Source organism: Stenotrophomonas sp. NPDC077659 (assembly GCF_050268705.1).
In the GTDB taxonomy this organism is placed as follows: Bacteria; Pseudomonadota; Gammaproteobacteria; order Xanthomonadales; family Xanthomonadaceae; genus Stenotrophomonas.
In genome coordinates this window covers 15,208-37,677 of record NZ_JBNNHG010000024.1, presented here as the reverse complement: position 1 = coordinate 37,677, position 22,470 = coordinate 15,208, and the positions used below count along the sequence as shown (strand labels likewise).

The 22,470-nt window shown below is 68.3% G+C and carries 18 protein-coding genes; 12 read left to right on the top strand and 6 right to left on the bottom strand.

Translation table 11 applies throughout. The features are described 5' to 3' along the window. The 5 genes from ACQKDV_RS05790 to plsB form a co-directional block, all read left to right on the top strand. On the top strand, positions 1-467 hold a 467-nt coding region (locus ACQKDV_RS05790; RefSeq protein ID WP_427782827.1), incomplete at its 5' end, for an HAD family acid phosphatase. Further along, a complete protein-coding gene (gene pyrF / locus ACQKDV_RS05785; protein WP_427782826.1) occupies positions 464-1,189 on the top strand; it encodes an orotidine-5'-phosphate decarboxylase in 726 nt (241 codons plus the stop codon). The genes ACQKDV_RS05790 and pyrF, both read left to right, overlap by 4 nt. Before the next feature lie 219 nt (positions 1,190-1,408). Continuing rightward, on the top strand, positions 1,409-2,230 hold the full coding sequence (locus ACQKDV_RS05780) for a S1 family peptidase (protein ID WP_427782825.1): 822 nt from the start codon (positions 1,409-1,411) through the stop codon (positions 2,228-2,230). A gap of 261 nt (positions 2,231-2,491) precedes the next feature. After that, entirely contained in the window at positions 2,492-3,445 is a 954-nt protein-coding gene (locus ACQKDV_RS05775) for a hypothetical protein (RefSeq protein ID WP_427782824.1), read from the top strand. Beyond that, entirely contained in the window at positions 3,445-6,081 is a 2,637-nt protein-coding gene (plsB, locus tag ACQKDV_RS05770) for a glycerol-3-phosphate 1-O-acyltransferase PlsB (RefSeq protein WP_427782823.1), read from the top strand. The genes ACQKDV_RS05775 and plsB overlap by 1 nt, the downstream gene beginning before the upstream one ends. Before the next feature lie 59 nt (positions 6,082-6,140). Here the strand turns inward: plsB and ACQKDV_RS05765 are convergent, their stop codons facing one another. Next, positions 6,141-6,344 carry a YdcH family protein gene (locus tag ACQKDV_RS05765; protein WP_427782822.1) on the bottom strand — a complete coding sequence of 68 codons (204 nt, stop codon included), beginning with the start codon at positions 6,342-6,344 and terminating at the stop codon, positions 6,141-6,143. 83 nt (positions 6,345-6,427) lie between these two features. Between ACQKDV_RS05765 and ttcA the strand changes: the two genes are divergently transcribed. Genes ttcA through ACQKDV_RS05750 form a run of 3 tightly spaced genes read left to right on the top strand, consistent with a single transcriptional unit; the run spans position 6,428 to position 9,138 of the window. Continuing rightward, the gene (gene ttcA, locus ACQKDV_RS05760; RefSeq protein ID WP_427782821.1) at positions 6,428-7,357 is read left to right on the top strand and encodes a tRNA 2-thiocytidine(32) synthetase TtcA; all 930 of its coding nucleotides are present in this window, start codon (positions 6,428-6,430) and stop codon (positions 7,355-7,357) included. A gap of 36 nt (positions 7,358-7,393) precedes the next feature. After that, a complete protein-coding gene (locus ACQKDV_RS05755) occupies positions 7,394-8,299 on the top strand; it encodes a recombination-associated protein RdgC (protein WP_005411825.1) in 906 nt (301 codons plus the stop codon). 59 nt (positions 8,300-8,358) lie between these two features. Then, positions 8,359-9,138, top strand: a complete 780-nt coding sequence (locus tag ACQKDV_RS05750) for a M48 family metallopeptidase (RefSeq protein WP_427782820.1) — start codon at positions 8,359-8,361, stop codon at positions 9,136-9,138. A 332-nt stretch (positions 9,139-9,470) separates the two neighbouring features. On the opposite strand, the gene ACQKDV_RS05745 is transcribed toward ACQKDV_RS05750, so the two are convergent. Next, positions 9,471-10,337, bottom strand: a complete 867-nt coding sequence (locus tag ACQKDV_RS05745) for a methylglyoxal synthase (RefSeq protein ID WP_427782819.1) — start codon at positions 10,335-10,337, stop codon at positions 9,471-9,473. A 164-nt stretch (positions 10,338-10,501) separates the two neighbouring features. Between ACQKDV_RS05745 and ACQKDV_RS05740 the strand changes: the two genes are divergently transcribed. After that, positions 10,502-12,565, top strand: coding sequence for an ATP-binding protein (locus ACQKDV_RS05740; protein WP_427782818.1), 2,064 nt, complete (start codon positions 10,502-10,504; stop codon positions 12,563-12,565). Here ACQKDV_RS05740 and ACQKDV_RS05735 read toward each other — a convergent pair. The 3 genes from ACQKDV_RS05735 to ACQKDV_RS05725 form a co-directional block, all read right to left on the bottom strand. Beyond that, positions 12,551-13,996, bottom strand: coding sequence for an FAD-dependent oxidoreductase (locus ACQKDV_RS05735; RefSeq protein WP_427782817.1), 1,446 nt, complete (start codon positions 13,994-13,996; stop codon positions 12,551-12,553). The genes ACQKDV_RS05740 and ACQKDV_RS05735 overlap by 15 nt on opposite strands. Positions 13,997-14,057: 61 nt before the next feature. Further along, positions 14,058-18,512, bottom strand: coding sequence for a glutamate synthase large subunit (gene gltB / locus ACQKDV_RS05730; RefSeq protein ID WP_427782816.1), 4,455 nt, complete (start codon positions 18,510-18,512; stop codon positions 14,058-14,060). Positions 18,513-18,684: 172 nt separating this feature from the next. Next, the gene (locus ACQKDV_RS05725; protein ID WP_427782815.1) at positions 18,685-19,074 is read right to left on the bottom strand and encodes an I78 family peptidase inhibitor; all 390 of its coding nucleotides are present in this window, start codon (positions 19,072-19,074) and stop codon (positions 18,685-18,687) included. A gap of 116 nt (positions 19,075-19,190) precedes the next feature. On the opposite strand from ACQKDV_RS05725, the gene ACQKDV_RS05720 reads away from it, so the two are divergent. Beyond that, entirely contained in the window at positions 19,191-20,249 is a 1,059-nt protein-coding gene (locus ACQKDV_RS05720) for a DNA topoisomerase IB (RefSeq protein WP_427782814.1), read from the top strand. Between the two features lie 22 nt (positions 20,250-20,271). Here the strand turns inward: ACQKDV_RS05720 and ACQKDV_RS05715 are convergent, their stop codons facing one another. After that, positions 20,272-20,616, bottom strand: a complete 345-nt coding sequence (locus ACQKDV_RS05715; RefSeq protein WP_427782813.1) for a hypothetical protein — start codon at positions 20,614-20,616, stop codon at positions 20,272-20,274. Between the two features lie 413 nt (positions 20,617-21,029). Between ACQKDV_RS05715 and ACQKDV_RS05710 the strand changes: the two genes are divergently transcribed. Continuing rightward, positions 21,030-22,151, top strand: coding sequence for an NAD(P) transhydrogenase subunit alpha (locus tag ACQKDV_RS05710; RefSeq protein ID WP_427782812.1), 1,122 nt, complete (start codon positions 21,030-21,032; stop codon positions 22,149-22,151). A 3-nt stretch (positions 22,152-22,154) separates the two neighbouring features. Further along, entirely contained in the window at positions 22,155-22,469 is a 315-nt protein-coding gene (locus tag ACQKDV_RS05705) for an NAD(P) transhydrogenase subunit alpha (protein WP_427782811.1), read from the top strand. Position 22,470 lies beyond the last annotated feature (1 nt).

Genomic DNA, 22,470 nt, shown 5'->3' with positions numbered 1-22,470 from the left:
TCCCCGGCGTGGTTGATTTCGCCAAGGCCGCCAACGCCAGGGGCGTGACCCTGCTGTACATCTCCAACCGCGCCGTGCACCTGAAGGACGCGACCCTGGCCAACCTGCGCGAGCAGGGCCTGCCGGTGGCCGACGACAGCGTGTTCCTCGGCCTGGGCACTGTGGTGAAGGACTGCGAGCAGAACGGCAGCGAGAAGAACTGCCGCCGCCGCCTGGCCGGCCAGCAGTACCGCGTGCTGATGCAGTTCGGTGACCAGCTGGGTGACTTCGTGGAGGTGACCGCCAACACCAACGAAGGCCGCGACGCGCTGCTGCAGCAGTACCACGACTGGTTCGGCGAGCGCTGGTGGATGCTGCCCAACCCGACCTACGGCGGTTTTGAACCGGCCCAGTTCAACAACGACTACAGCCAGTCGCGCCAGGCCCGCCACGACGCCAAGCGCGCGGCGCTGGATTACGCACCGTGAGCCGCGCACCGCTGCCGCTGCGCGATGACGAACGGCTGATCTTCGCCCTGGACGTGCCGGACCGCGTGCAGGCACTGGCATGGGTCGATCGCCTGGGCGACAGCGTGGCGTTCTACAAGATCGGCATGGAACTGCTCGCCTCCGGCGAGTACTTCCAGGTGCTGGACGAGCTGGCCCGCCGCGACAAGCGCGTGTTCGTCGACCTGAAGTTCTTCGACATCCCGGCCACCGCCGCGGCGGTGATCAAGCGCCTGTCGCAGTGGCCGGTCAGCTACGCCACCATCCATGGCTGGCACCCGGCGATGATGGAGGCCTGCGCGGCCGCCAACAGCAGCGACATGCGCCTGCTGGCGGTGACCGTGCTGACCTCGATGGGCCGCCCGGACCTGGCGCAGATGGGCATCGACCGTGAACCGGTGGATGTAGTGGTCGAGCGCGCGCTGGCCGCCCAGGCCGCCGGCATCGATGGCGTGATCGCCTCGGGGCAGGAAGCGGGGCCGATCCGTGCCGCCACGGGCGCTGGTTTCTCGATCGTCTGTCCGGGTATCCGTCCCGGTGGCCCGGTCGGCGATGACCAGAAGCGCACCATCGGCGTGGCCCGGGCCTTCGCCGATGGCGCCGATGCCATCGTGGTCGGCCGCCCGATCCGCCTGGCGACCGATCCGCAGGCCGCCGCGCGCGCGATCCAGCAGGAAATCACGTCGGCTCTGGCTGCACGCTGAGCCTGCCGGCGCTGCCGGTCACACCGCAATACCGAACGCCATCCCGCCGTGTGTGGGATGGCGTTCGCATTTGTGGGTAAGGTCCTGTCGTAGTCGACCCCGCCGCGAAGAACCGTGCGCACGGTCGCACTGGATCGGAACGCCGCTCCCTCCCAATCGATGCACCGGCGCCGATCCACGGTCCTGCCGGTTCAACCATCGAAGAGGGAGTACACGGATATGTATCGCAGCACCTCATTGTTCGCCGGCCTGCTGCTGGCCGCCATTACCCTGCCAGCCAGCGCCGCGCCGCAATCACATGAAATCCCGCGCATCATCGGCGGCGAGGCCGCCCAGGCGGGCGAATACCCTTTCATGGTCAGCATCCAGAGCGTTTCCGGTGGTGATTCCGACCACGCCCGCCATTTCTGCGGGGGCACGCTCATCTCGCCGTCGTGGGTGCTGACCGCCGCGCATTGCATGCAGGGTGAAGCGCCCGCTGGAATCGCTGTTGTCGGCAACGTCACCACGCTGTCCACCGACGCCTCCACGCGCGCGTCCAACATCAAGGCCATCCACGTGCACCCGGCCTTCAACAGCGGCAGTTCGCTGGAACACGACGTGGCGCTGATCCAGCTGAGCACGCCGCTGGCCGGCGCGGAGCCGGTCAACCTGCGGCTGCGGGCCGATGCGAACTACCTCAAGCCCGGCCGCGCGTTCACTGTCATCGGCTGGGGCGACACCGACATCAGCGCAGACCGCCGCTATCCCACCCAGCTGCAGACGGTGCAGGTGCCGTTCGTACCGTTTGCCGAGTGCCAGCAGGCGTATGCCGGCAAGCTGTCGCGCGGCAAGGTCATCTGCGCCGGGCGTGAAGGCATGGACAGCTGCCAGGGCGACTCGGGCGGGCCACTGCTGCTGCGCCTGCGCGAAGGCTGGACCCAGTTCGGCGTGGTCAGCTGGGGCGAGGGCTGTGCACTGGCCGGGTACCCCGGCGTTTATGCCCGAATCGCCGAAAAACATGCCGTAGATTTCATTGAAGCCGTCTGGCAAAGGGATTGATTGAATAAAATCAATTATTTAAGTCATGTTACATGACGTATTGCCTTAACTTCGGCAGGGGCGTAGCATCGCCGCCATCCGGCCCCTGGGCCGGAGATGCGCCACCACTGTCCACCGGCCTTGCGCCGGTTTGAAGAGCCCTGCGATCCCGGTGATCCGGGCTCTTTTTTTATCGCTGCAGCCTGCAAACCGTGACCGCAAGGCTTGCCGCTGTCACCTTGCAGGCCGCAAGATGCGGGCCGGTACGGGGAGTCCGATTGCATGAGCGTGGCAGTGCGAGGAAGGTCTGCGCGTGGGTGGGGGCTGGCAGCCATGGTGCTGCTGGCAATGGCCGCGTGCCGCCAATCCAGCAGCGATCCGGCCACGCCTGCGGCCGAGCCGGTGGCGGCGGTGCAGGCCATGGCCCAGCGCCTGGTCGAGGACGACCTGGTTGGCTATGCGCGCCTGTCGGTGCCGCCGAGCCAGTACCAGCGGCTGCAGCAGGCCTGGACCGACGGCCACAGCCAGTGGCCACTGGGCGAACTGCCGCTGGGCGACCAGATGCTGCCGATGCTGGCCGCCCTGCGCGAGCCGCAGGCCGCCACCCAGCTGCAGCGCAGTTTCGACCGCCAGCTGGCCGGCCAGGCCAGCGCCGTGCGCCAGGCGGCGCAGTCGATGGGCAACTTCGGCGTGCAGTACCTGCGCCACCAGAAGGGCTACACCTTCAGCCAGCAGACGCATTACATCGCCCTGGTGGAAACCCTGGCCGGCTGGGCGCAGGGCGCGCCGATCAGCGACCGCGCGCGCGCCCGCAGCAGCATTGCCGCGCTGGTCGAGGCCGCTGGCAAGGTGGGCTTCGATGATGAGGACGGCCTGCGCGCGGCCGGCATGGAAGGCAGCCTGCGGCAGCTGGCGCCGTTCCTGCACACGGTCAAGGCGGTCCTGGCCAGCTACGGGCTGGGCGTGGACGACGCCCTGCGCAGCCTGCGCGGGGAACTGCTTTCCGTGGAAGGCGACAACGCCCTGGTCCGCATGGAATACGAGCTGGCCGGGCGCACCCTGCAGCTGCAGCTGCCGCTGAGCCGGCGCGAAGGCCACTGGTACCTGACCCGCACCCTGGCCGATACCGATGCCCTGCTGCGCAAGGCCGATGCGGCCCGTGCCGCTGCAGCGCCGGCGCCGGCAGAGGCTGCCGGAAGCGGCGGGGAAGCGGCAACGACGCCGCCTAAGCCATAATGGCGCCGATGTCGAAACAGAACCCGCTGCCGTTCCCCGGCGAAGAACCCCAGCAGACGCCCGCCGATACGGCCGTGGCGTCTCCCTCGACCGGCACCGGCCCCAACCCGGTACCGCCGCCTGCGCACGCCCGTTCCACTGGCCGCCGCCCCTTGTGGGCGCGGCTGCTCGGACGCCTGGTCGAGCCGTGGCTGGCCCTGAAGATCGAGCCGGAAGACCCGGGTCAGTACAACGATGGCCGCCCGGTCGTGTACGTGCTGGAAGACTACGGCCTGTCCAACGCGCTGATCCTGGACAAGGCCTGCCGCCAGGCCGGCCTGCCCTCGCCGCTGGTGCCGCTGGCCGGCGACCCGACCGGCCGCAAGCGCGCCTACCTTGCGCTGTCGCGTCGCAGTTCCAGCAACTCGCTCATTCCCGAACAGCGCGGCGCCAAGACCCACTCCGATTCGCTGGCCAAGGTCCTGCAGGCACACCGCGTGCGCGAGGATCTGGACGTGCACCTGGTGCCGGTGTCGATCTTCGTCGGCCGCGCCCCGGACAAGCAGAGCGGGTGGTTCGCCGTGCTGTTCTCGGAAAACTGGGCGCTGGTCGGCCGCTTCCGCCGCCTGCTGGGCCTGCTGCTGAACGGGCGCAGCACCATCGTGCGCTTCGCCCCGCCGATCTCGCTGCGCAGCACCGTGGACGAGGGCCTGGAGCCCGAGCGCACCGTGCGCAAGCTGCAGCGCGTGCTGCGTACCCATTTCCGCCGCATCCGTGAATCGGTCATCGGCCCTGATCTGTCCACCCGCCGCCTGCTGGTGGACCAGGTGCTGGCCGCCGAACCGGTGCGCGAGGCGATTGCCGCCCAGGCCAAGCGCGACAACTCCAAGCCCGCCGATGCCTGGAAGAAGGCGCATGCCTACGCCTGGGAAATCGCGGCGGACTATTCCAGCCCGGTGGTGCGTTCGGCCAGCTTCATGCTCAGCCACGTGTGGAACCGCATCTATGCGGGCGTGCTGGTGCACCACCTGGACAAGTTCAAGGCCGCCGCGCCGGGCCACGAAGTGGTGTACGTGCCCAGCCACCGCAGCCACATGGACTACCTGCTGCTGTCCTACCTGCTGTACGACCGTGGCATCGTGCCGCCGCACATCGTGGCCGGCATCAACCTGAATCTGCCGGTGGTCGGCACCCTGCTGCGCAAGGGCGGTGCGTTCTTCATCCGCCGCTCGATCCGCGGCAACGCGTTGTACTCGGCGGTGCTCAGCGAATACGTCGCGCAGCTGGTGGCCGGTGGCTATTCCATCGAGTACTTCGTCGAAGGCGGCCGTTCGCGTACCGGGCGCCTGCTGCAGCCCAAGGGCGGCATGATCTCGATGACCCTGCGCGCGTTCCTGCGCCAGCCGCGCAAGCCGGTGCTGTTCCAGCCCATCTACATCGGCTACGAGAAGCTGATGGAAGGTGGCAGCTATCTGGACGAGCTGTCCGGGCGGCCCAAGGAGAAGGAGTCGATCTGGCAGCTGCTGTGGGGCATCCCCAAGGTGCTCAAGCAGAACTACGGCCAGGTGGTGGTGAACTTCGGCGAACCGATCGCGCTCAACGATGTGCTGGCCGAGAAGGCGCCGGAGTGGAAGGGCGAAGCGGTGCCGGAGGACGAGAAGCCGTCGTGGCTGTCGACCACGGTCGACACGCTGGCCGACCGCATCCAGGTACGCATCAACGGTGCTGCCGACGTCAACCCGATCAATCTGCTGGCGCTGGCGCTGCTGTCCACGCCCAAGCACGCGATGGGCGAGGCCGACCTGATCGCGCAGATCGAGCTGTGCAAGACCCTGCTGGCAGAGATGCCGTATTCGGGGCGGGTAACGGTAACCCCGCACTCGCCGGAGCGGATCATCGCCCACGCCGAGGAAATCAACGTCCTCACCCGCATCAAGCACCCGCTGGGCGATGTGCTCAGCGTCGGCGGCGATACCGCGGTGCTGCTCAGCTACTTCCGCAACAACGTGGTGCATCTGTTCACCGCTTCGTCGTGGGTGGCCTGCTGCTTCCAGAACAACCGCCGCATGAGCCGCACCGGCCTGGTCCGCCTGGGCCGCTCGGTGTACCCGTTCCTGCAGGCCGAGCTGTTCCTGCCGTGGAACGAGGACGAGTTCGCCCAGCGCATCGAACAGACCATCGATGTATTCATCCGCGAAGGCCTGCTGCAGCAGGTCAACGACGATGACGGCGGCATGCTGACCCGCAACACCGGGCAGACCGACGAAGTGTTCCGCCTGCGCGCCATCGGCCACTCGCTGCAGCAGGCGTTCGAGCGCTACTACATCGCCATTTCGGTTTTGGTGAAGAACGGCCCGGGTACGCTGGGTGCGGCTGAACTGGAAAGCCTGTGCCAGCAGGCCGCGCAGCGCCTGAGCCTGCTGTACGCGCCTGCCGCGCCGGAGTTCTTCGACAAGTCGCTGTTCCGTGGCTTCATCCAGAAGCTGCGCGAGCTGCGCCTGGTCTGGCCGGACGAGAACAGCAAGCTGGTGTTCGATGACCGCCTGGACAGCTGGGCCAAGGACGCCAAGTTCATCCTTGGCCGCGAACTGCGCCACACCATCGAGCGCGTCAGCCCGGAAGCGGCACGCCCGGAAGAACCGACGCCGCAGGCATGACGGCAGCGCCGGGCCCCGCCCGGCAGTAGATCCACGCCATGCGTGGATGGAACCTTCGATCACGCCGGCTCGTCAGGAATCTGCAGGCTTTCCAGCTTGGCGATGCAATCCTTCAGCTGCAGCTTGCGCCGCTTCAGCCGTTTCGCTTCCAGCTCATCCTCGCCATTGGCAGCCATCCGGATGATCTGTTCATCCAGCATACGGTGCTCGGTGCGCAGGGCAACGAGGCGTTCGACGATCTCGGCGGGGCTGAAGGTATCCACAGCCTCCGAGCATACACAGCGGCGATGACCATCGGGAGAGGGGGGCCGCGCGCGGCGGCCGACGCCCGCCCCAAGCCGGTAGAATGGACCCCATGAGCGCCGTGATTTCCCTGCCCGATCCCCTGCCGCGTGCGCCGGTCGCGCCACGCGCTGGCGCGCGGGCGGAGCAGCCGCTGGGCAGGCGCCTGCGCCGCCAGGTCGGCCAGGCCATCGCCGATTTCGGCATGATCGAGGCCGGCGACAAGGTGATGGTCTGCCTGTCCGGCGGCAAGGACAGCTACACCCTGCTGGACATCCTGCTGCAGCTGCAGAAGAAGGCCCCGGTGCCGTTCGAACTGGTGGCGGTGAACCTGGACCAGAAGCAGCCCGGCTTCCCCGCGCATGTGCTGCCGCAGTATCTGGCCAGCCTCGGTGTGGCCTACCAGATCATCGAGCAGGACACCTATTCGGTGGTCAGCCGGGTCATTCCCGAAGGCCGCACGATGTGTTCGCTGTGCTCGCGCCTGCGTCGCGGCGCGCTGTACAACCATGCCGAAAAACATGGTTTCAGCAAGATCGCGCTGGGCCACCACCGTGACGACATGGTGGCCACCTTCTTCATGAACCTGTTCCACCACGCCAAGCTGTCGGGCATGCCGCCGAAACTGCGCAGCGACGACGGTCGCCACGTGGTCATCCGACCACTGGCCTACGTACGCGAGCACGACATCGTCGCCTATGCCCAGGCCCGTGATTTCCCGATCATCCCGTGCAACCTGTGTGGCAGCCAGGAAAACCTGCAACGCCGCCATGTCGGGCTGATGCTCCAGCAGTGGGAAAAGGACCACCCCGGCCGCATCGACCAGATCGCCCGGGCCATGGGCCAGATCCATCCTTCGCAGCTGGCTGACCCCAGCCTGTTCGATTTCATGGCGCTGGGCCGTCGCGACGAGGCACCCTTGTCCGATGCCCACGCCTGGCTGGCCGGTCCGCCGGCCGGCACCGACGCAGCGCCCGAGACGCCCGCCTCTTAAGGTGGGACGCCCTTCCTCTTCGCCATCCGGAATTCCATGTTCTTTCGCAACCTGACGTTCTTCCGTTTCCCGACCACCACCGATTTCTCCGAAGTGGACACCCTGCTGCCGCACGCCCTGCTCAAGCCGGTGGGTGCGCTGGAAATGAATTCGCGCGGCTTCATTTCGCCCTTCGGCCGCGAGGAGAAGGAGCTGCTGTCGCACCGTATCGCCGAACACCTGTGGCTGACCGTGGGCGGCGAGGACAAGATCCTGCCGGCGGCGGTGGTCAACGACCTGCTTGAGCGCAAGCTGGAAGAGATCGAGGAGAAGGAAGGCCGCCGTCCCGGTGGCCGCGAACGCAAGCGCATGAAGGACGACCTGCTGCATGAACTGCTGCCGCGCGCCTTCGTGAAGTCCTCGCGCAACGATGCCTTCATCGACCTGCAGCACGGTTACGTCGCGGTGGACACCTCCAGCCGCAAGACCGGCGAATACTTCATGTCCGACATCCGTGGCCTGCTCGGCAGCTTCCCGGCCATGCCGCTGAACGCCGAAGTCGCACCGCGCTCGATCCTGACCGGCTGGATTGCCGGCGAGCCGCTGCCGACCGGCCTGAGCCTGGGCGAAGAGTGCGAGATGAAGGATCCGGTCGAAGGTGGCGCCGTGGTCAAGTGCCAGCACCAGGAGCTGCGCTGCGACGAGATCGACAAGCATCTGGACGCCGGCAAGCAGGTGACCAAGCTGGCGCTGATCTTCGAGGACAACCTGTCCTTCGTGATCGGCGACGACCTGATCGTGCGCAAGCTGAAGTTCCTCGATGGTGCCCTGGACCAGCTGGAACATGCCGACGAAGACGGCCGCCGCGCTGAGTTCGATGCCCGCTTCGCCCTGCAGAGCGCCGAGATCCGTCGCCTGTTCCTGTTGCTGGAAGAAGCCTTCAAGCTCAGCAAGGCTGACTGAACAGGCACTGCGCGGGCCGCCGGTCATCCAGCGGCCCCGCGCGGCGCTATGCTGGGCGCATGAGCCGCCTGCTGCGCCGTCTGATCAGCCCGACCCCGCCCGCCACCGTGCAGCGCGACACCGTCCGCCTGCGCCTGGACGATGCCGAGATCGAGGTGCTGCGTGTGCGCGATCCGCGTGCGCGGCGCATCAAGCTGAGCGTGGACGAACGCGGTGCCCGCCTGACCCTGCCGCCGCGTGCCAGCCTGGTGATGGGCGAGCGTTTCCTGGAACAGCACCGCGACTGGCTGGCGCTGCAGCTGCGCGTCTACCAGGACGACGGCCTGCCGGCACCGTTGCAGCCGGGGGAAGAGGGCCTGCTGCCGCTGCGTGGTGAACTGCTGCCGGTGCGCTGGCAGGAAGGGCGCTTTGCGCGCCTGGAAATCGACGACCACGGTGCCTGCGTGCAGTGGCCGACCCGCGCCGGCGATGCCACCCTGCGCCGCCTGCTGCGTGAGTTCTATGAAGCGCAGACCCGCGCCGATGTCGGCCGCTGGCTGCCGAAGTACCTGCCCGGCCTGCCGCGCGCGCCCAGCCGCGTGCGGTTGAAGGTGATGTCGTCGCAGTGGGGCTCGCTGGCTCCCGACGGCAGCATGGCACTGGACCTGGCCCTGGTGCTGGGCCGCCCCGACGCCTTCGAATACGTGCTGGTGCACGAGCTCTGCCACCTGATCCAGCCCAACCACTCGCCCGCGTTCTGGCACGAAGTTGAGCAGCGCTTCCCCGCGTGGCGTGAACAGCGCGATTACTTCCAGCGGGAAGGCCGGCGCCTGAAGGCGATGCTGCGCCAGCTGCTGTAACTGTAGAGCCGAGTCCACGCTCGGCTTATGCGCGAAGCGCGGGGTTTTCAGTCAGCCCGACGAGAAGCAGCCGAGCATGGCTCGGCTCTACAGGAGCGCGCGCAGCGCGCGACCCGCTCTTGCACTCTATTTTTTTTCTTCCGTGGTGGCACGCACACTGTCCGTGACCGGGCGGGGTGGGTTGCGCAGGGGCGTGAGCCGCATGGATGCGGCGACCGAGCTTACAGGGACGTACTTGCAGCGTCCCCTGCACAGCCCACCCCACCCGGCCAAGCACGGCTTCTGATCTGAACGACCGCCACGAGGGGCTCAGCCGTTGGCCGATACCCCGATCAACCCGCGCGCCGCGCCGCTGCCGCCGCCCACCGCGCTGCCACCCGAGGCGCGGTAATGCACACTGCCTGGTCAGTCACCGTCGTCACTGCCCGCTCCAGCAGCTGGATGTCGGCCTCGTGCTGGCGCGCCACGTGCGGGTCCTCGAAGAAGATCGCGCGCTGGCAGCGGCCCTCCAGTACCCGGTCGGCAATCTGTGCATCGCCCCCCATCGGGCCGCTCTGGTAGCGCGTTACCCACGGCGTGTCGCTGGGCCAGCCGCGGCTCCAGGCCAACTCGTTCAGGCGCTGGCCGGTGGTGCCGGTCGCCACGCGCTCGGAAAAGCGCGCCAGCACGTCGAAGTGCTCGTCGGCGAAGGCGAGCATCGCCGGCTTCATTGCATCGTGGGCGATCAGTGCCAGGGTCTGGCCTTCGAAGGCATGCAGGTCGTCGGCACCGGCGTCGGCGACCAGCCCGGCATGGATGCGTTCGATCTCGACCCAGTCGCGTGCGGTGGCCACGGTTGAAATGAACGGCTTGCCGTGGATCACACACTGCCGCTTGAGCGCAGTCGCTTCGGGAAACACCGACGACGGATCGACCGGATCGATCAGGTAGATCGCGCCATCAAGGGTGCGATCCGGGCCCATCCCGACGACGTCGGCCACCAGCTTCATCAGGCCACCCTGGCGTCCGTAGGGATAGCGCAGCAGGCCCGCATAGCCGGTGAGAAAGCCATGCCGCTCGATGGCGTCGTGGGTGCGGCCGACCGCATGCAGGGACACGCCCAGCTCGCGCAGGCCCGCTTCACTGGCGCGCAGCCAGCGGAACAACGCTGCACGTGGATCATGGTGGTGCAGGCGGTTGGCGGCCAGGCCGATGCGCATCGCGGACTCCCTGAGTGATTGAAGCGGCAGTGTATGTCGCTATCAGCAGCGCTGGAGCATTTTGCAATTTTCCTCATTGCCGCTGCGGGCCGCGCCGCTAGCGTTGCAGGTGGCCGGCTGCTCCGTGCAGCCCCGTGTCCGGCCTGCGGCCTGAGGAGTTGATGGTGAGTGTCGCTGGTTGTCCTGCTGTCGCCGCCGCGCACCGCCGCTGGCGTGCGGTTGGTGCCCTGCTTGCCGCGCTGGTGGCCCTGCCGGTGCACGCCGGCGAGTGTGACGGCCCGCTGCGGCTGGTGCATGCCGATACACCCTCGGCACACGTCGAACGCGCGGCGGAGCCGTCGCATGGGGGCATTGCCGCCGTGCTGTCCGCGCTTAAGCCGCTGCAGGCCTCGCTGCAGGTGCAGCCCGTTGCCGCCGACGCCCTGATCGCGGGCCATCTGCCGGCCGGCACCCAGGCCGTACTGGGCTGGTCACGTACGCAGCTGCCGCCCCAGTGGCCGGCCAGCGTCACCTACCTGGACGTGCCACAGGTGATCGTGCGGCGTCGCGATGCGACGCCGATCCTCGATCTGGGCGGATTGCGGGGGCAGACCGTGGCCAGCCCTGATCCGTCGCCGCTGGCGCCGCGGTTGGAACGCCAGGCGCCGGGCGCGCTGCTGCTGCCGTCGATGCCGCTGGACACTGCCCTGCACCTGCTGCGGGTCGCGCAGGTGGATGCGGTGGTGGCCAACCTGGTGGATGTCGATCGCCTGCTGCAGCAGGCGCAGGGTGATGCATTGCAGATCGCCGCCCCGGCGGGGTACAGCGATGCCCTGGTGCTGGCCACGACGCCGGCCTGCCAGCGCTGGCTGCCGCTGCTGGACCGGCCGTTGGCCAGCCTGTCCCTCCCGCAGGCTGCACACGGCGAAGCAGAGGCGACTTGGGCCAACGCATCGAAGCCGGTCTGGCTGCGCTGGCTGGCCGTGGCGCTGCTGGCCCTGCTCGGGCTGGGCCTGGTGCACGCACTGGGCTACTGGCGCCTGCATCGCGAGGCGCAGCGCCGGCGCGGCCTGCAGCAGCGCCTGCACGAGGTCAGCGCTGGCCTGCCGGCGGTGGTCTATCGCGCGCGGCGCAGCAGCAGTGGTGACTACAGCGTGCCGTACATCGCCGGTGACGTGCATGCCCTGTTCGGCATGAGCGTGGAAAGCGCACGGTTCGATCACCGCCAGCTGCTTGCCGCCGTGCACCCGGATGACCGCGGGCCGGTCATGGCCCACGTCGATGCGGCCGCCCTGGTGCGTGGGCCGATCGACGTCACTTTCCGCTGCCGGGGGCGCATGGGCTGGCGCTGGGTGCGCTCGCACGGCCGGCCGGTGGCCTGCACGGATGGCCATGGCAGCGGTGTTGAGTGGAGTGGCTACTGGATGGATGTGACCGATGCACAGCTGCGCGCGCGCGACTTGAACGCAGCCCGCCGCGAGGCCGAGCAGGCGGTGGTGGCCAAGGCGCATTTCCTGGCCAGCATGAGCCAGCAGATCCGCGCACCGATGGAGACCCTGGTGGACAGGCTCGAAGGCCTGGCGGGGACCGCGCTGGATGCACGCCAGCGGCAGTTGCTGGCCACCCTCGAGGACGCCACGCGCATGTTGCGGCAGATCCTTGATGAGGTGCTGCACAGCCCGCAGCGGCTGGGCGGCGGCCTGCCCTCCCAGGCCGAACCGACCGACCTGGCCGCGTTGCTGGACGGGGTGCAGCGCTTGCTGGCGCCGCTGGCCTCAAGCAAGGGCCTGTACCTGCGCTGCGTGCTGGACCCGGCGCTGCAGCGCGGCTCGCAGGTTGACGGCCTGCGCCTGCGGCAGATCCTGTTCAACCTGGCCGGCAATGCCCTCAAGTTCACCGCGCAGGGCGGGGTGGAACTGCGCCTGCAGGTGCAGCGCCAGACTGCAGACGGCCAGCACCTGCGGCTGCAGGTGGCCGACACCGGGGTGGGCATCAGCCCGGCGCGGCAGCGCGCGGTGTTTGCGCCCTATACCCAGGCCGAGGCGTCCACCAGCCGCCGCTTCGGTGGCAGCGGCCTGGGCCTGGCCATCTGCCGCGAGCTGGCCACCGCACTGGGCGGCGAACTGCAGCTGCACAGCACCCCCGGCAAGGGCACCACCGTCAGCCTGGACCTGTACCTGCCGGCGTGCGACCTCCCTGCCGCGTCGGCGGCGCAGGCCTCGGCGGGGGCGGGCTCAGTGGGCCAGTAGGCGCACGATGCTGGCCGCCGCGTCGCGGCCTTCGGCCACGGCGGTCACCACCAGATCGGCACCGCGTACCGCATCGCCACCGGCGAACAGGCGCGGGTGGGCAGTCTGGTACGGCAGGCGGTCCTTGCCACCGGCCACGATGCGACCGTTGGACTGGCCTTCCACACCGTGTTCGGACAGCCATGCCGGCAGGGTGGGCGAGAAGCCGAAGGCGATGATCACCACGTCGGCTTCCAGCAGCGATTCGCTGCCCTCGATCGGTACCGCGTTCTGGCGGCCGTTGGCATCGGGTTCGCCCAGGCGGGTTTCCACCACGGTCACGCCGATCACCTCGTCATCGGCACCGGCCTCGATCGACAGCGGCTGGCGGTTGAACAGGAAGCGCACGCCTTCTTCGCGTGCATTGGCCACCTCGCGCGCGCTGCCGGGCATGTTGGCCTCGTCGCGGCGGTAGGCGCAGGTCACCTTGGCTGCGCCCAGGCGCACGGCGCTGCGCACGCAGTCCATGCCGGTATCACCGCCGCCGAGCACCACCACGCGCTTGCCGTTGAGGTCGGGCAGGGCGATGGTGTCCTCCCAACCGGCAATCGGACGGCCCTTCGGGTCATCGCCGCTGACGATGCGGCTGTTCTGCACCAGGAACGGCAGCGCCGGCAGCACGCCCTTCAGGTCCTGGCCGTCCAGGCCACCATCGGTGTAGCGGTAAGCGCCGGTACCGACGAACACTGCATCGTGGCTGTCCAGCAGCTGCTGCACGCTGACATCGCGGCCGATCTCCACGCCCAGGCGGAACTGCACGCCCATGCCCTCCAGCACTTCGCGGCGGCGGTGGATCACGTCCTTGTCCAGCTTGAAGCTGGGAATGCCGAACTGCAGCAGGCCGCCGATCTGTTCGTAGCGGTCATAGACGATGGCGGTGATGCCGGCACGCGCCAGGCGGTCGGCACAGGCCAGGCCGGCCGGGCCGGCGCCGATCACCGCCACACTCTGGCCGGTGGGCTGCACCGCATCCAGATCCGGGCGCCAGCCGCTGGCCAGCGCGGTATCGACGATGTACTTCTCCACCGCACCGATGGTCACCGCGCCGAATTCCTCCAGCGTGCAGCTGCCTTCGCACAGGCGATCCTGCGGGCACACGCGGCCGCAGACTTCCGGCAGCGGGTTGGTGCTGTGGCACAGCGTGGCCGCTTCGTGGATGCGGTTTTCCTGCACCAGCTGCAGCCACTGCGGAATGGCGTTGTGCACCGGGCATTTCCAGCTGCAGTACGGGTTGCCGCAATCCAGGCAGCGGCCGGCCTGGTACTGGGCATCTTCCTTGCCGAACGTGCCGTACAGCTCACCCCAGTCGCCGGAGGTGCGCAGTTCGACCGGGATGCGCTGCGGCATGGTCCGGGGCAGATCGAGGAACTGGAATGCTTGCTTGCGGCTCATGGCTGGCTCTGGAATACGGGGGAGAACGTTGCCGGCCAGCGGCCGGCACTACCGGGCGATATCACGCGGCGCGTCGCAGGGTTTCAGTCAGCGACTCGATGCTGGCGGCCTTGGGTTTGACCAGCCAGAACTTGCCGATGTAATCGCGGAACTCGTCCATGATCTGCTGCGCCCAGATACTGCCGGTCAGCTCGCGGTGGCGGCCGATCAGGCGATGCAGGTGCTGGCGGTAGTTCTCGAAGCCCTCGGCCGATACGCGGTGGATGTCGATCAGCTCGTGGTTGTAGCGGTCGACGAAATCGCGGTCCACGTCCAGCACGTAGGCCAGGCCCCCGGTGAAACCGGCACCGAAGTTCAGGCCGACCTTGCCCAGCACCAGCACCACGCCATCGGTCATGTACTCGCAGCAGTGGTCACCGGCGCCTTCCACCACCGCCAGCGCGCCGGAATTGCGCACCGCGAAGCGCTCGCCCGCGCGGCCAGCAGCAAACAGCTCGCCCCCGGTGGCACCGTACAGGCAGGTGTTGCCGATGATGGCCGTGCTGCGGGCTTCAAAGCGGGCACCACGTGGCGGCCGCACTACCAGCCTGCCGCCGGCCATGCCCTTGCCCACGTAATCGTTGGCTTCGCCTTCCACTTCCAGGTGCAGGCCACCGACGTTGAAGGCACCGAAGCTCTGCCCGGCACTGCCACGGAAGCGCAGTTCCAGCGGTGCTTCGGCCATGCCCTGATTGCCGTGCGCGCGGGCGACGGCGCCGGCCAGGCGGGTGCCGATGCTGCGGTCGGTGTTGTGGATCAGGAAGCGGTGTTCGCCCCCCTGTTTGTGCTCGATGGCCGGCGCCAGCAGGCCGTCCATCTGCGTGGCCAGGCTGTCCGGCGATTCGTACAGGCGCTGGGCGGCGCAGTGGCTGCCTTCGTAACGGGCATCGGCCAGCAGGCGCGACAGGTCCACGCGCACGCCGTCGCGCGGAGCGGCTTCGATCTGCCGCAGCAGGTCGGTGCGGCCGACGATCTCCTCCAGCGAACGCGCACCAAGGTACGACAGCCAACCGCGCACTTCCTCGGCCAGCAGGCGGAAGAAGTTCTCCACGCGCTCGGGCTGGCCGGTGAAGTGGTTCTCGCGCAGCCGCTCGTCCTGGGTGGCCACGCCGGTGGCGCAGTTGTTGAGGTGGCAGATACGCAGGTACTTGCAGCCCAGCACGATCATCGGCGCGGTGCCGAAGCCGAAGCTGTCCGCGCCCAGCAGCGCTGCCTTGACCACGTCCAGACCGGTCTTCAGGCCACCGTCGGTCTGCAGCAGGGTACGCCCGCGCAGGTCGTTGGCCAGCAGCGCCTGGTGCGCTTCGGCCACGCCCAGTTCCCACGGCACGCCGGCGTAGCGGATGGAGCTGACCGGCGAGGCACCGGTACCGCCGTCATGGCCGGAAATGGTGATCAGGTCCGCACCGGCCTTGACCACGCCCGCGGCAATCGTGCCCACGCCGGCATGGCTGACCAGCTTCACCGACACCAGCGCGGTCGGGTTGACCTGCTTGAGGTCGTAGATCAGCTGGGCCAGGTCTTCGATGGAATAGATGTCGTGGTGCGGCGGCGGCGAGATCAGGCCGATGCCGGGCTTGGCGTAGCGCAGCCGTGCGATCAGTTCGTTGACCTTGTGGCCCGGCAGCTGGCCGCCTTCACCGGGCTTGGCGCCCTGCGCGACCTTGATCTGCAGCACTTCGGCGTTGACCAGGTATTCGGCGGTGACACCGAAACGCCCCGACGCCACCTGCTTGATCTTGCTGCGGCGCTGCGTGCCGTAGCGTGCCGGGTCTTCGCCACCTTCGCCGGAATTGCTGCGGCCGCCGAGGCGGTTCATGGCGATGGCCAGCGCTTCATGTGCTTCTGGCGACAGCGCGCCGAGGCTGATGGCCGCGGTGTCGAAGCGCGGGAACAGTGTGCTGGCCGGGGCGACCTCGTCCAGCGGCATCGGACTCGCCGCCGGCACCAGTTCCAGCAGGTCGCGCAGCGCCGACGGCGGCCGCGCATGCACGGCATCGCAGTATTGCTGCCATGCACGCGGGTCACCACTGCGCGCCGCGCGCTGCAGGGTGGTCACCACATCCGGGTTGTACATGTGGTATTCGCCACCGTGCACGTACTTCAGCAGGCCGCCCACATCCACGCCCTGCTGCGCATCCCAGGCCTGCGCGCACAGTTCGCGGGCATCGGCATCCAGGCGGGCGAAGCCGGCACCACCGATGCGCGAGGCGGTATCGGGGAAGCACAGGTCGACCACTTCCGGTTCCAGGCCGATGATCTCGAACAGCTGTGCACCGCGGTAGCTGGCCACGGTACAGATGCCCATCTTCGAGATGATCTTCGACAGGCCTTTGTAGACGCCCTTGCGGTAGCGGCGGCCGATCTGCGACTGCTCGCCACCCTTGCTGAGCTTGAGGATGCCGCGGCGGCCCAGGTCGAACAAGGTCTGGTAGGCCAGGTACGGGTAGACCGCTGTGGCACCGAAGCCGAGCAGGCAGGCCATGTGGTGCGGGTCGCGCGCGGTGCCGGTTTCAACGATGAGGTTGACGTCGCAGCGCAGGCCCAGGCGCGAGAGATGGTGGTGGATGGCGCTGGTGGCCAGCAGGGCGTGCACCATCGGCCGCCCGGCTACCGGGTAGCGGTCGGACAGCAGCAGCATCACCATGCCCTCGCGGGCGGCCTGTTCGGCTTCGGCGCAGATGCGCTCGATGCCGGCACGCAGGCCTTCGTCCTCGCTGTAGGACAGGTCGAGCAGGCGGTTGGCCTGCACGTACTGGTCCATCTTCAGCAGCTGGCGCAGCTTGCGCTGGCTCAGCACCGGCGAGTTGAGGATGACGTGGTTCACCGTCTCCGGGCCGGCATGGAAGATGTTGGTTTCCTTGCCGAGCTGGGTGGACAGGGACATCGCGCAGTCTTCGCGCAGCGGGTCGATGGGTGGGTTGGTGACCTGCGCGAACGCCTGGCGGAAATAGTCGTACAACGGGCGGCTGCGCTGGCTCAGCACGGCCATCGGCGTGTCATCGCCCATCGAGCCGGTGGCTTCCTGCTCGGTCTCGGCCAGCGGCCGCAGCACCTGCTCCACTTCCTCGCTGCTGAGCTGGTACAGCTTGTGGTAACTGCGCAGGGTGCCCTCGTCGAAGGGTTCTTCCACCAGCGAGGGATCGATCAGTTCGGTCTGCAGGTAGGTGACGCCCTGCTGCAGCCACTGCTTGTACGGCGCGCGGCCACGGTTGATGCGGTCGATGGCTTCGGAATCGAGCAGGTCGCCGCGTTTGAGGTCGATGGCGATCATTTCGCCCGGGCCCAGCTTGCCTTTGCGCACCACACGCTCGGTCGGCACTTCCCACACGCCGGCTTCGGAGGCGACCAGGAAGTGGCGGTCGGCGGTCAGCATCCAGCGCGCCGGGCGCAGGCCATTGCGGTCCAGCGTACACACCGCATAGCGGCTGTCGCAGGCGACGATGCCGGCCGGGCCGTCCCACGGCTCGCTGTTCAGGCCATGGAACTCGTAGAACGCAGCCAGGTCCGGATCCTTGAATTCCAGCGACTGGGTGGCCGGCGGCACCAGGATGCGCAGCGCCTGGATCAGTTCCATGCCACCGGACACCATCAGTTCCAGCATGTTGTCCAGGCTCTGCGAATCCGAGCCGTGCATGGAGATGACCGGATCGAACTCGGCGATGTCGAAGCGCGGGGTCTTCCACACCTTGCTGCGCGCCTGGGCCCAGCGGCGGTTGCCTTCGATGGTGTTGATCTCGCCGTTGTGGGCGAGCATGCGGAACGGGTGCGCCAGCGGCCAGCGCGGCAGCGTGTTGGTGGAAAAGCGCTGGTGGAACACGATGGCGCTGGAAGCCAGTTCGCGGCGCTGCAGGTCCGGGAAGAAACGGCTCAGCTTGTCCGGCAGCACCATGCCCTTGTAGCTGATCGCGTTGGGGCTGAGGGTGGTGACGTAGAAATCGGCGTGTTCGCGCAGCTGCTGTTCGCTGCGGCGGCGGGCCAGGAACAGGGCCAGCGCGAAGCCGCCGTCATCCTGGCCGACACCGGCATCGACAAACACCTGCTCGATGCGCGGCAGCGTATCGCGGGCCAGCTGGCCGCAGACGCTGTCATCGGTGGGCACTTCGCGCCAGCCCGCCACCTTGCAGCCCACCGCTTCCACCTGTGCCTGCAGCTGCGTGCGGCAGGCCTGGGCGGCGTCAGCGTCGTGCGGCAGGAACACCAGGCCGGCAGCAAAGCGCGCGGTGACGGTGATACCGGCTTCGCTGGCCAGCAGTTTCAGGAACGCATCCGGGCGGCGCAGCAGCAGGCCGCAGCCATCGCCGGTAAGACCGTCGGCGGCCACGCCGCCACGGTGGGTCATGCGCGAAAGCGCGGCAATAGCGGTGTCGACCAGCAGGCGTGAGGGCTGGTCGTCAAGCTGGGCGACCATACCGAAGCCACAGGCATCGCGCTCGGAGCGCGGGTCGTAAAGCCCTTGGCGGTTGCGGGGGGCCATCTCTACCTCGATGCGTATAGGGTTGGCGGCGACACTCGTCCCCGCTCATTCCCTGGAGCGCATCATGAGGCCACCGGATGCCTCGACTAGAGCATAGTTGCTGCAACGCCGCAATACACGGTTGCGCGTGCAACCAAAACGCCGGCAAACCCTTGTCGGCGTTGGCTTTCACTCAGCCGCAGCGGACTCCACTGACCACGCCCTTTTCGTCCACTTCGATGTTCAGGCGATCGCCCATGAATTCCATCGTCGTCACGTCGTTGGGCTTGAGCACGCGCACCTGGCTGGCGGCGGCATCTTCCTGGGCCTGCTTGCCCAGCGCATCGGTGTAGGCCTGGCCGACCAGGCTCTGCACCTGGCTGGCATCGCAGGTGCCGGCCGGCGGTGCTTCGGTGGCCTTGCCGGCTTCATCGGCCGGGGCCTTGGCGGCTTCGGCGGCCTGCTGGGCGTGGGCGGTGGCCGCATCCTGCTCGTCCAGCGCCGGCGCCTGGCAGGCGGACAGCGCCAGCACGGCCGGCAGCAACAGGGCGGGGAGCGAACGGGTGCGAATCGGGAACGGCATCATGACTCCGGAACGGAAGGGACTGTGAAGACCTGAGCATAGCCGCCCGTGGCCCCTCACGTGTTTGTCTTGCGTTATTGACGTGGCCACGCAGTGCCGAGCGCCACACTGGCGGCATGCCCACTGCCCCCACCCCCGAACGACAGGCCGCACGCGCGGCGGGCCTGCGCTATGTCGACGACACCCAGCCCGGCATCAGCCGCCGCCGCGCAGGCAAAGGCTTTGCCTACCGCGATGCCGATGGCCATGCCGTGCGCGATGCCGCTACCCTGCAGCGCATCCGCGCGCTGGCCATCCCGCCGGCCTATACCGCCGTGTGGATCTGCGCGCATGCCACCGGCCACCTGCAGGCCACCGGCCGCGATGCGCGCGGGCGCAAGCAGTACCGCTACCACGCCGACTGGGCGGCCGAGCGCGATTCAGGCAAGTTTGATCGCACCATTGCCTTTGGCGAAGCCCTGCCCGCGCTGCGGCGCAGGCTCGGCCGCGATCTCAAGCAGCGCGGTTTTCCGCGGGACAAGGTGCTGGCCGTAGTGGTCGCGCTGTTGGCCGACACCCTGGTGCGGGTGGGCAATGAAACCTACGCCAAGGAAAACAAATCCTTTGGCCTGACCACGCTGCGCAACCGCCACCTGGACCTGCTGCGCGGCGGTCGTGTACGCATGCGCTTCCGTGGCAAATCCGGGCAGCTGCATGAAGTGACCGTGGGCGACCGGCGTCTGGGCACGCTGGTGCGCAGCGTGCAGCAGCTGCCGGGGCAGGCACTGTTCCAGTACCGCGACGACGAGGGGGCCATCCAGCCGGTCGATTCCGGTGCGGTGAACGACTACCTGCGCCAGGTGATGGGTGAAGACTTCACCGCCAAGGATTTCCGCACCTGGGGCGGCACCCTGGCGGCGGTGCAGACGTTTGCCGCCACTGAACTGCCCGAACCGGCCAGCCAGCGCGCGCTGGCCAAGGCGCAGCGCGAGGTGGTGTGCCAGGTGGCTGCGCGGCTGGGCAACACGCCTGCGGTCTGCCGCAAGGCCTACATCGACCCCTGCGTGTTTGCCGGCTGGGAACGCGGTGAGCTGACCGCGCTGGCGGGCCTGCGCGGTCCGCGTCAGTGGGAACAGGCCACGCTGAAGGTGCTGCGCCGGGCGCGGCGGTTGGCCAAGCGCAGCCGTACGACGTAGCGTCCCGCGCGCCCGACGGCTGTTACCCGCAATAAATGGCGGTGATGTTGTTGGTCCGGCCGGTCTCGATGGTCAGGCGATCACCGCCTTCCTGCGCCGCACCCGCCGCAGGATCGGCATTGCCACTGGCTGTGTTGCCGCTGTGCTCACGGCTGCCGCGGGTGACCTGCACGTGCAGGCTGTCGCTGTCCACGCGCGCACGTTCGACAGTCATGTCCGAAGCGGCCAGACCGACCGCGCCGCGCACCATGTTAGTGTGGCACTGGCCGGAAATCACGCCATCGATCGGTTGAACCTGGGCAACCTGGGTGGTGCTGCAGGCGGCAAGCGCCAGGGCGGACAGGCATACGCTGAGGGCGCGCATCATGGGTACTGCTCCGGTGTGATTTGGCGGCCAGCGTGCCGCGCGGGGCGTGGTGATGGAATGAATGTGGGCCTGCCCGCCCGCCCAGGCATCTGCTGGAGCAGGCGGCCAGGCGCCACCCGCTCATGTGGATATCCCCGGAAGGGTTGTTGCTCACGCGTGATGCCCGACCGTTTCCTGCAGTCGAACGCTGCCGCCTCATTGACCTGGCGGCCGGCGCTGCGCGATCAACATGTGCGTCTGCGTTATCTGGACGCTTTGCGGTGCGCGGATGCAGGAACTGCCGGTCCACTGCTCGCATCCGTGCAAAGCTGACGCGCGGCCAAACGCCGCCTGCTGTCATTTGATCTTAATCAACGGCGGGAGAATTGCAGGCGTCCACAGTGAACCCAACCGTTCGGGTGAGGTTGCCTTCCATGTCATTCACTGTCGCAGTGCTGAAGGAATCGCGGCCCGACGAACATCGGGTCGCCATGGTGCCGACGCTGCTGCCCCGATTGACCAAGCTGGGCGGGCAGCTGCGCCTGCAATCGGGCGCTGGTGAAGCCGCGTTCCTGGCCGATGCCGCCTACGCCGGCGCCACCGTCGCCGCCGATGGTGTGGCAACGGTGGCCGGTGCCGATCTGGTGCTGGCGGTACAGGCGCCGCCGCTGGAGGTGGTGCGCGCGATGCGTCCGGGCAGCGTGCTGGCCGGGCTGTTGTACGCCGACCGGACACCGGGCCTGCGCGACGCGTTGCAGGCCGGTGGCATCACCGCCTTTGCGATGGAACGGGTGCCGCGCATCAGCCGCGCGCAGGCGCTGGACGCGCTGTCCAGCCAGGCGGCGCTGGCCGGCTACTACGCGCCGCTGCTGGGGGCGGTGAACCTGCCCCGGATCCTGCCGATGATGACCACTGCGGTCGGTTCACTGCGAGCCGCACGGGTGCTGGTGATGGGCCTGGGCGTGGCCGGCCTGCAGGCGCTGGCGACGGCGCACCGGCTCGGTGCGGTCACCGAAGGCTACGACGTGCGCCCGGAAACGCGCGAACAGGCGCAGTCGGTCGGTGCGCGGTTCGTCGATACCGGCATCGATGCGCGCGGCGAGGGCGGCTATGCGCGCGAACTGACCGATGACGAGCGTGCCAGGGCCGCGCAGGTGCTGACCCAGCACATCCAGCAGGCCGACCTGGTCATCACCACCGCCAACGTGCCCGGCCGGCGTGCGCCGATCCTGGTCGACGCAGCGCAGATCGCCGGCATGAAGCCCGGCGCGGTGATCGTCGATCTGGCCGCCGACAGCGGTGGCAACTGCGAAGGCACGGTGCCGGGCCAGACCACCCGCGTCGGCCCGGTCACGATCGTGGCGCCGTGCAACGTGCCCTCGCACCTGGCCCAGCATGCCAGCGACCTGTATGCCAGGAACCTGCTGGCGCTGCTCGACCTGCTGGTACACGACGGTGCGCTGGCGCCCGACTACGACGACGAGGTCATCGCCGGCACGCTGCTGTGCCGCGGCGCGGATGCCGCCGTTTCTCCCACTGCCGCTGCCCAGGAGTAGGCCATGGAACTCGATCTTTCGATGAGCTGGATGATCGCGCTGTACGTGTTCATGCTGGCCGCGTTCACCGGCTACGAGGTGATCGGCAAGGTTCCCTCGATCCTGCATACGCCGCTGATGTCCGGCTCCAACTTCATCCACGGCATCGTCGTGGTGGGCGCGATGCATGCGCTGTTCAACGCCGACAGCGTGGCCGGGCAGGTGATCGGCTTCATCGGGGTGCTGCTCGGGGCCGGCAACGCCGCCGGCGGCTATGTTGTCACCGACCGCATGCTGGCAATGTTCAAACCCAGCAAGCCGGCCGACAGGAAGGAGTAGG

Coding starts and splice junctions, on each gene's coding strand:
- ACQKDV_RS05780 (WP_427782825.1), top strand. CDS start 1,409: ATGTATCGCAGCACCTCATTGTTCGCCGGCCTGCTGCTGGCCGCCATT.
- ACQKDV_RS05775 (WP_427782824.1), top strand. CDS start 2,492: ATGAGCGTGGCAGTGCGAGGAAGGTCTGCGCGTGGGTGGGGGCTGGCA.
- plsB (WP_427782823.1), top strand. CDS start 3,445: ATGGCGCCGATGTCGAAACAGAACCCGCTGCCGTTCCCCGGCGAAGAA.
- ttcA (WP_427782821.1), top strand. CDS start 6,428: ATGGACCCCATGAGCGCCGTGATTTCCCTGCCCGATCCCCTGCCGCGT.
- ACQKDV_RS05755 (WP_005411825.1), top strand. CDS start 7,394: ATGTTCTTTCGCAACCTGACGTTCTTCCGTTTCCCGACCACCACCGAT.
- ACQKDV_RS05750 (WP_427782820.1), top strand. CDS start 8,359: ATGAGCCGCCTGCTGCGCCGTCTGATCAGCCCGACCCCGCCCGCCACC.
- ACQKDV_RS05745 (WP_427782819.1), bottom strand. CDS start 10,337: ATGCGCATCGGCCTGGCCGCCAACCGCCTGCACCACCATGATCCACGT.
- ACQKDV_RS05735 (WP_427782817.1), bottom strand. CDS start 13,996: ATGAGCCGCAAGCAAGCATTCCAGTTCCTCGATCTGCCCCGGACCATG.
- gltB (WP_427782816.1), bottom strand. CDS start 18,512: ATGGCCCCCCGCAACCGCCAAGGGCTTTACGACCCGCGCTCCGAGCGC.
- ACQKDV_RS05725 (WP_427782815.1), bottom strand. CDS start 19,074: ATGCCGTTCCCGATTCGCACCCGTTCGCTCCCCGCCCTGTTGCTGCCG.
- ACQKDV_RS05720 (WP_427782814.1), top strand. CDS start 19,191: ATGCCCACTGCCCCCACCCCCGAACGACAGGCCGCACGCGCGGCGGGC.
- ACQKDV_RS05715 (WP_427782813.1), bottom strand. CDS start 20,616: ATGATGCGCGCCCTCAGCGTATGCCTGTCCGCCCTGGCGCTTGCCGCC.
- ACQKDV_RS05710 (WP_427782812.1), top strand. CDS start 21,030: ATGTCATTCACTGTCGCAGTGCTGAAGGAATCGCGGCCCGACGAACAT.
- ACQKDV_RS05705 (WP_427782811.1), top strand. CDS start 22,155: ATGGAACTCGATCTTTCGATGAGCTGGATGATCGCGCTGTACGTGTTC.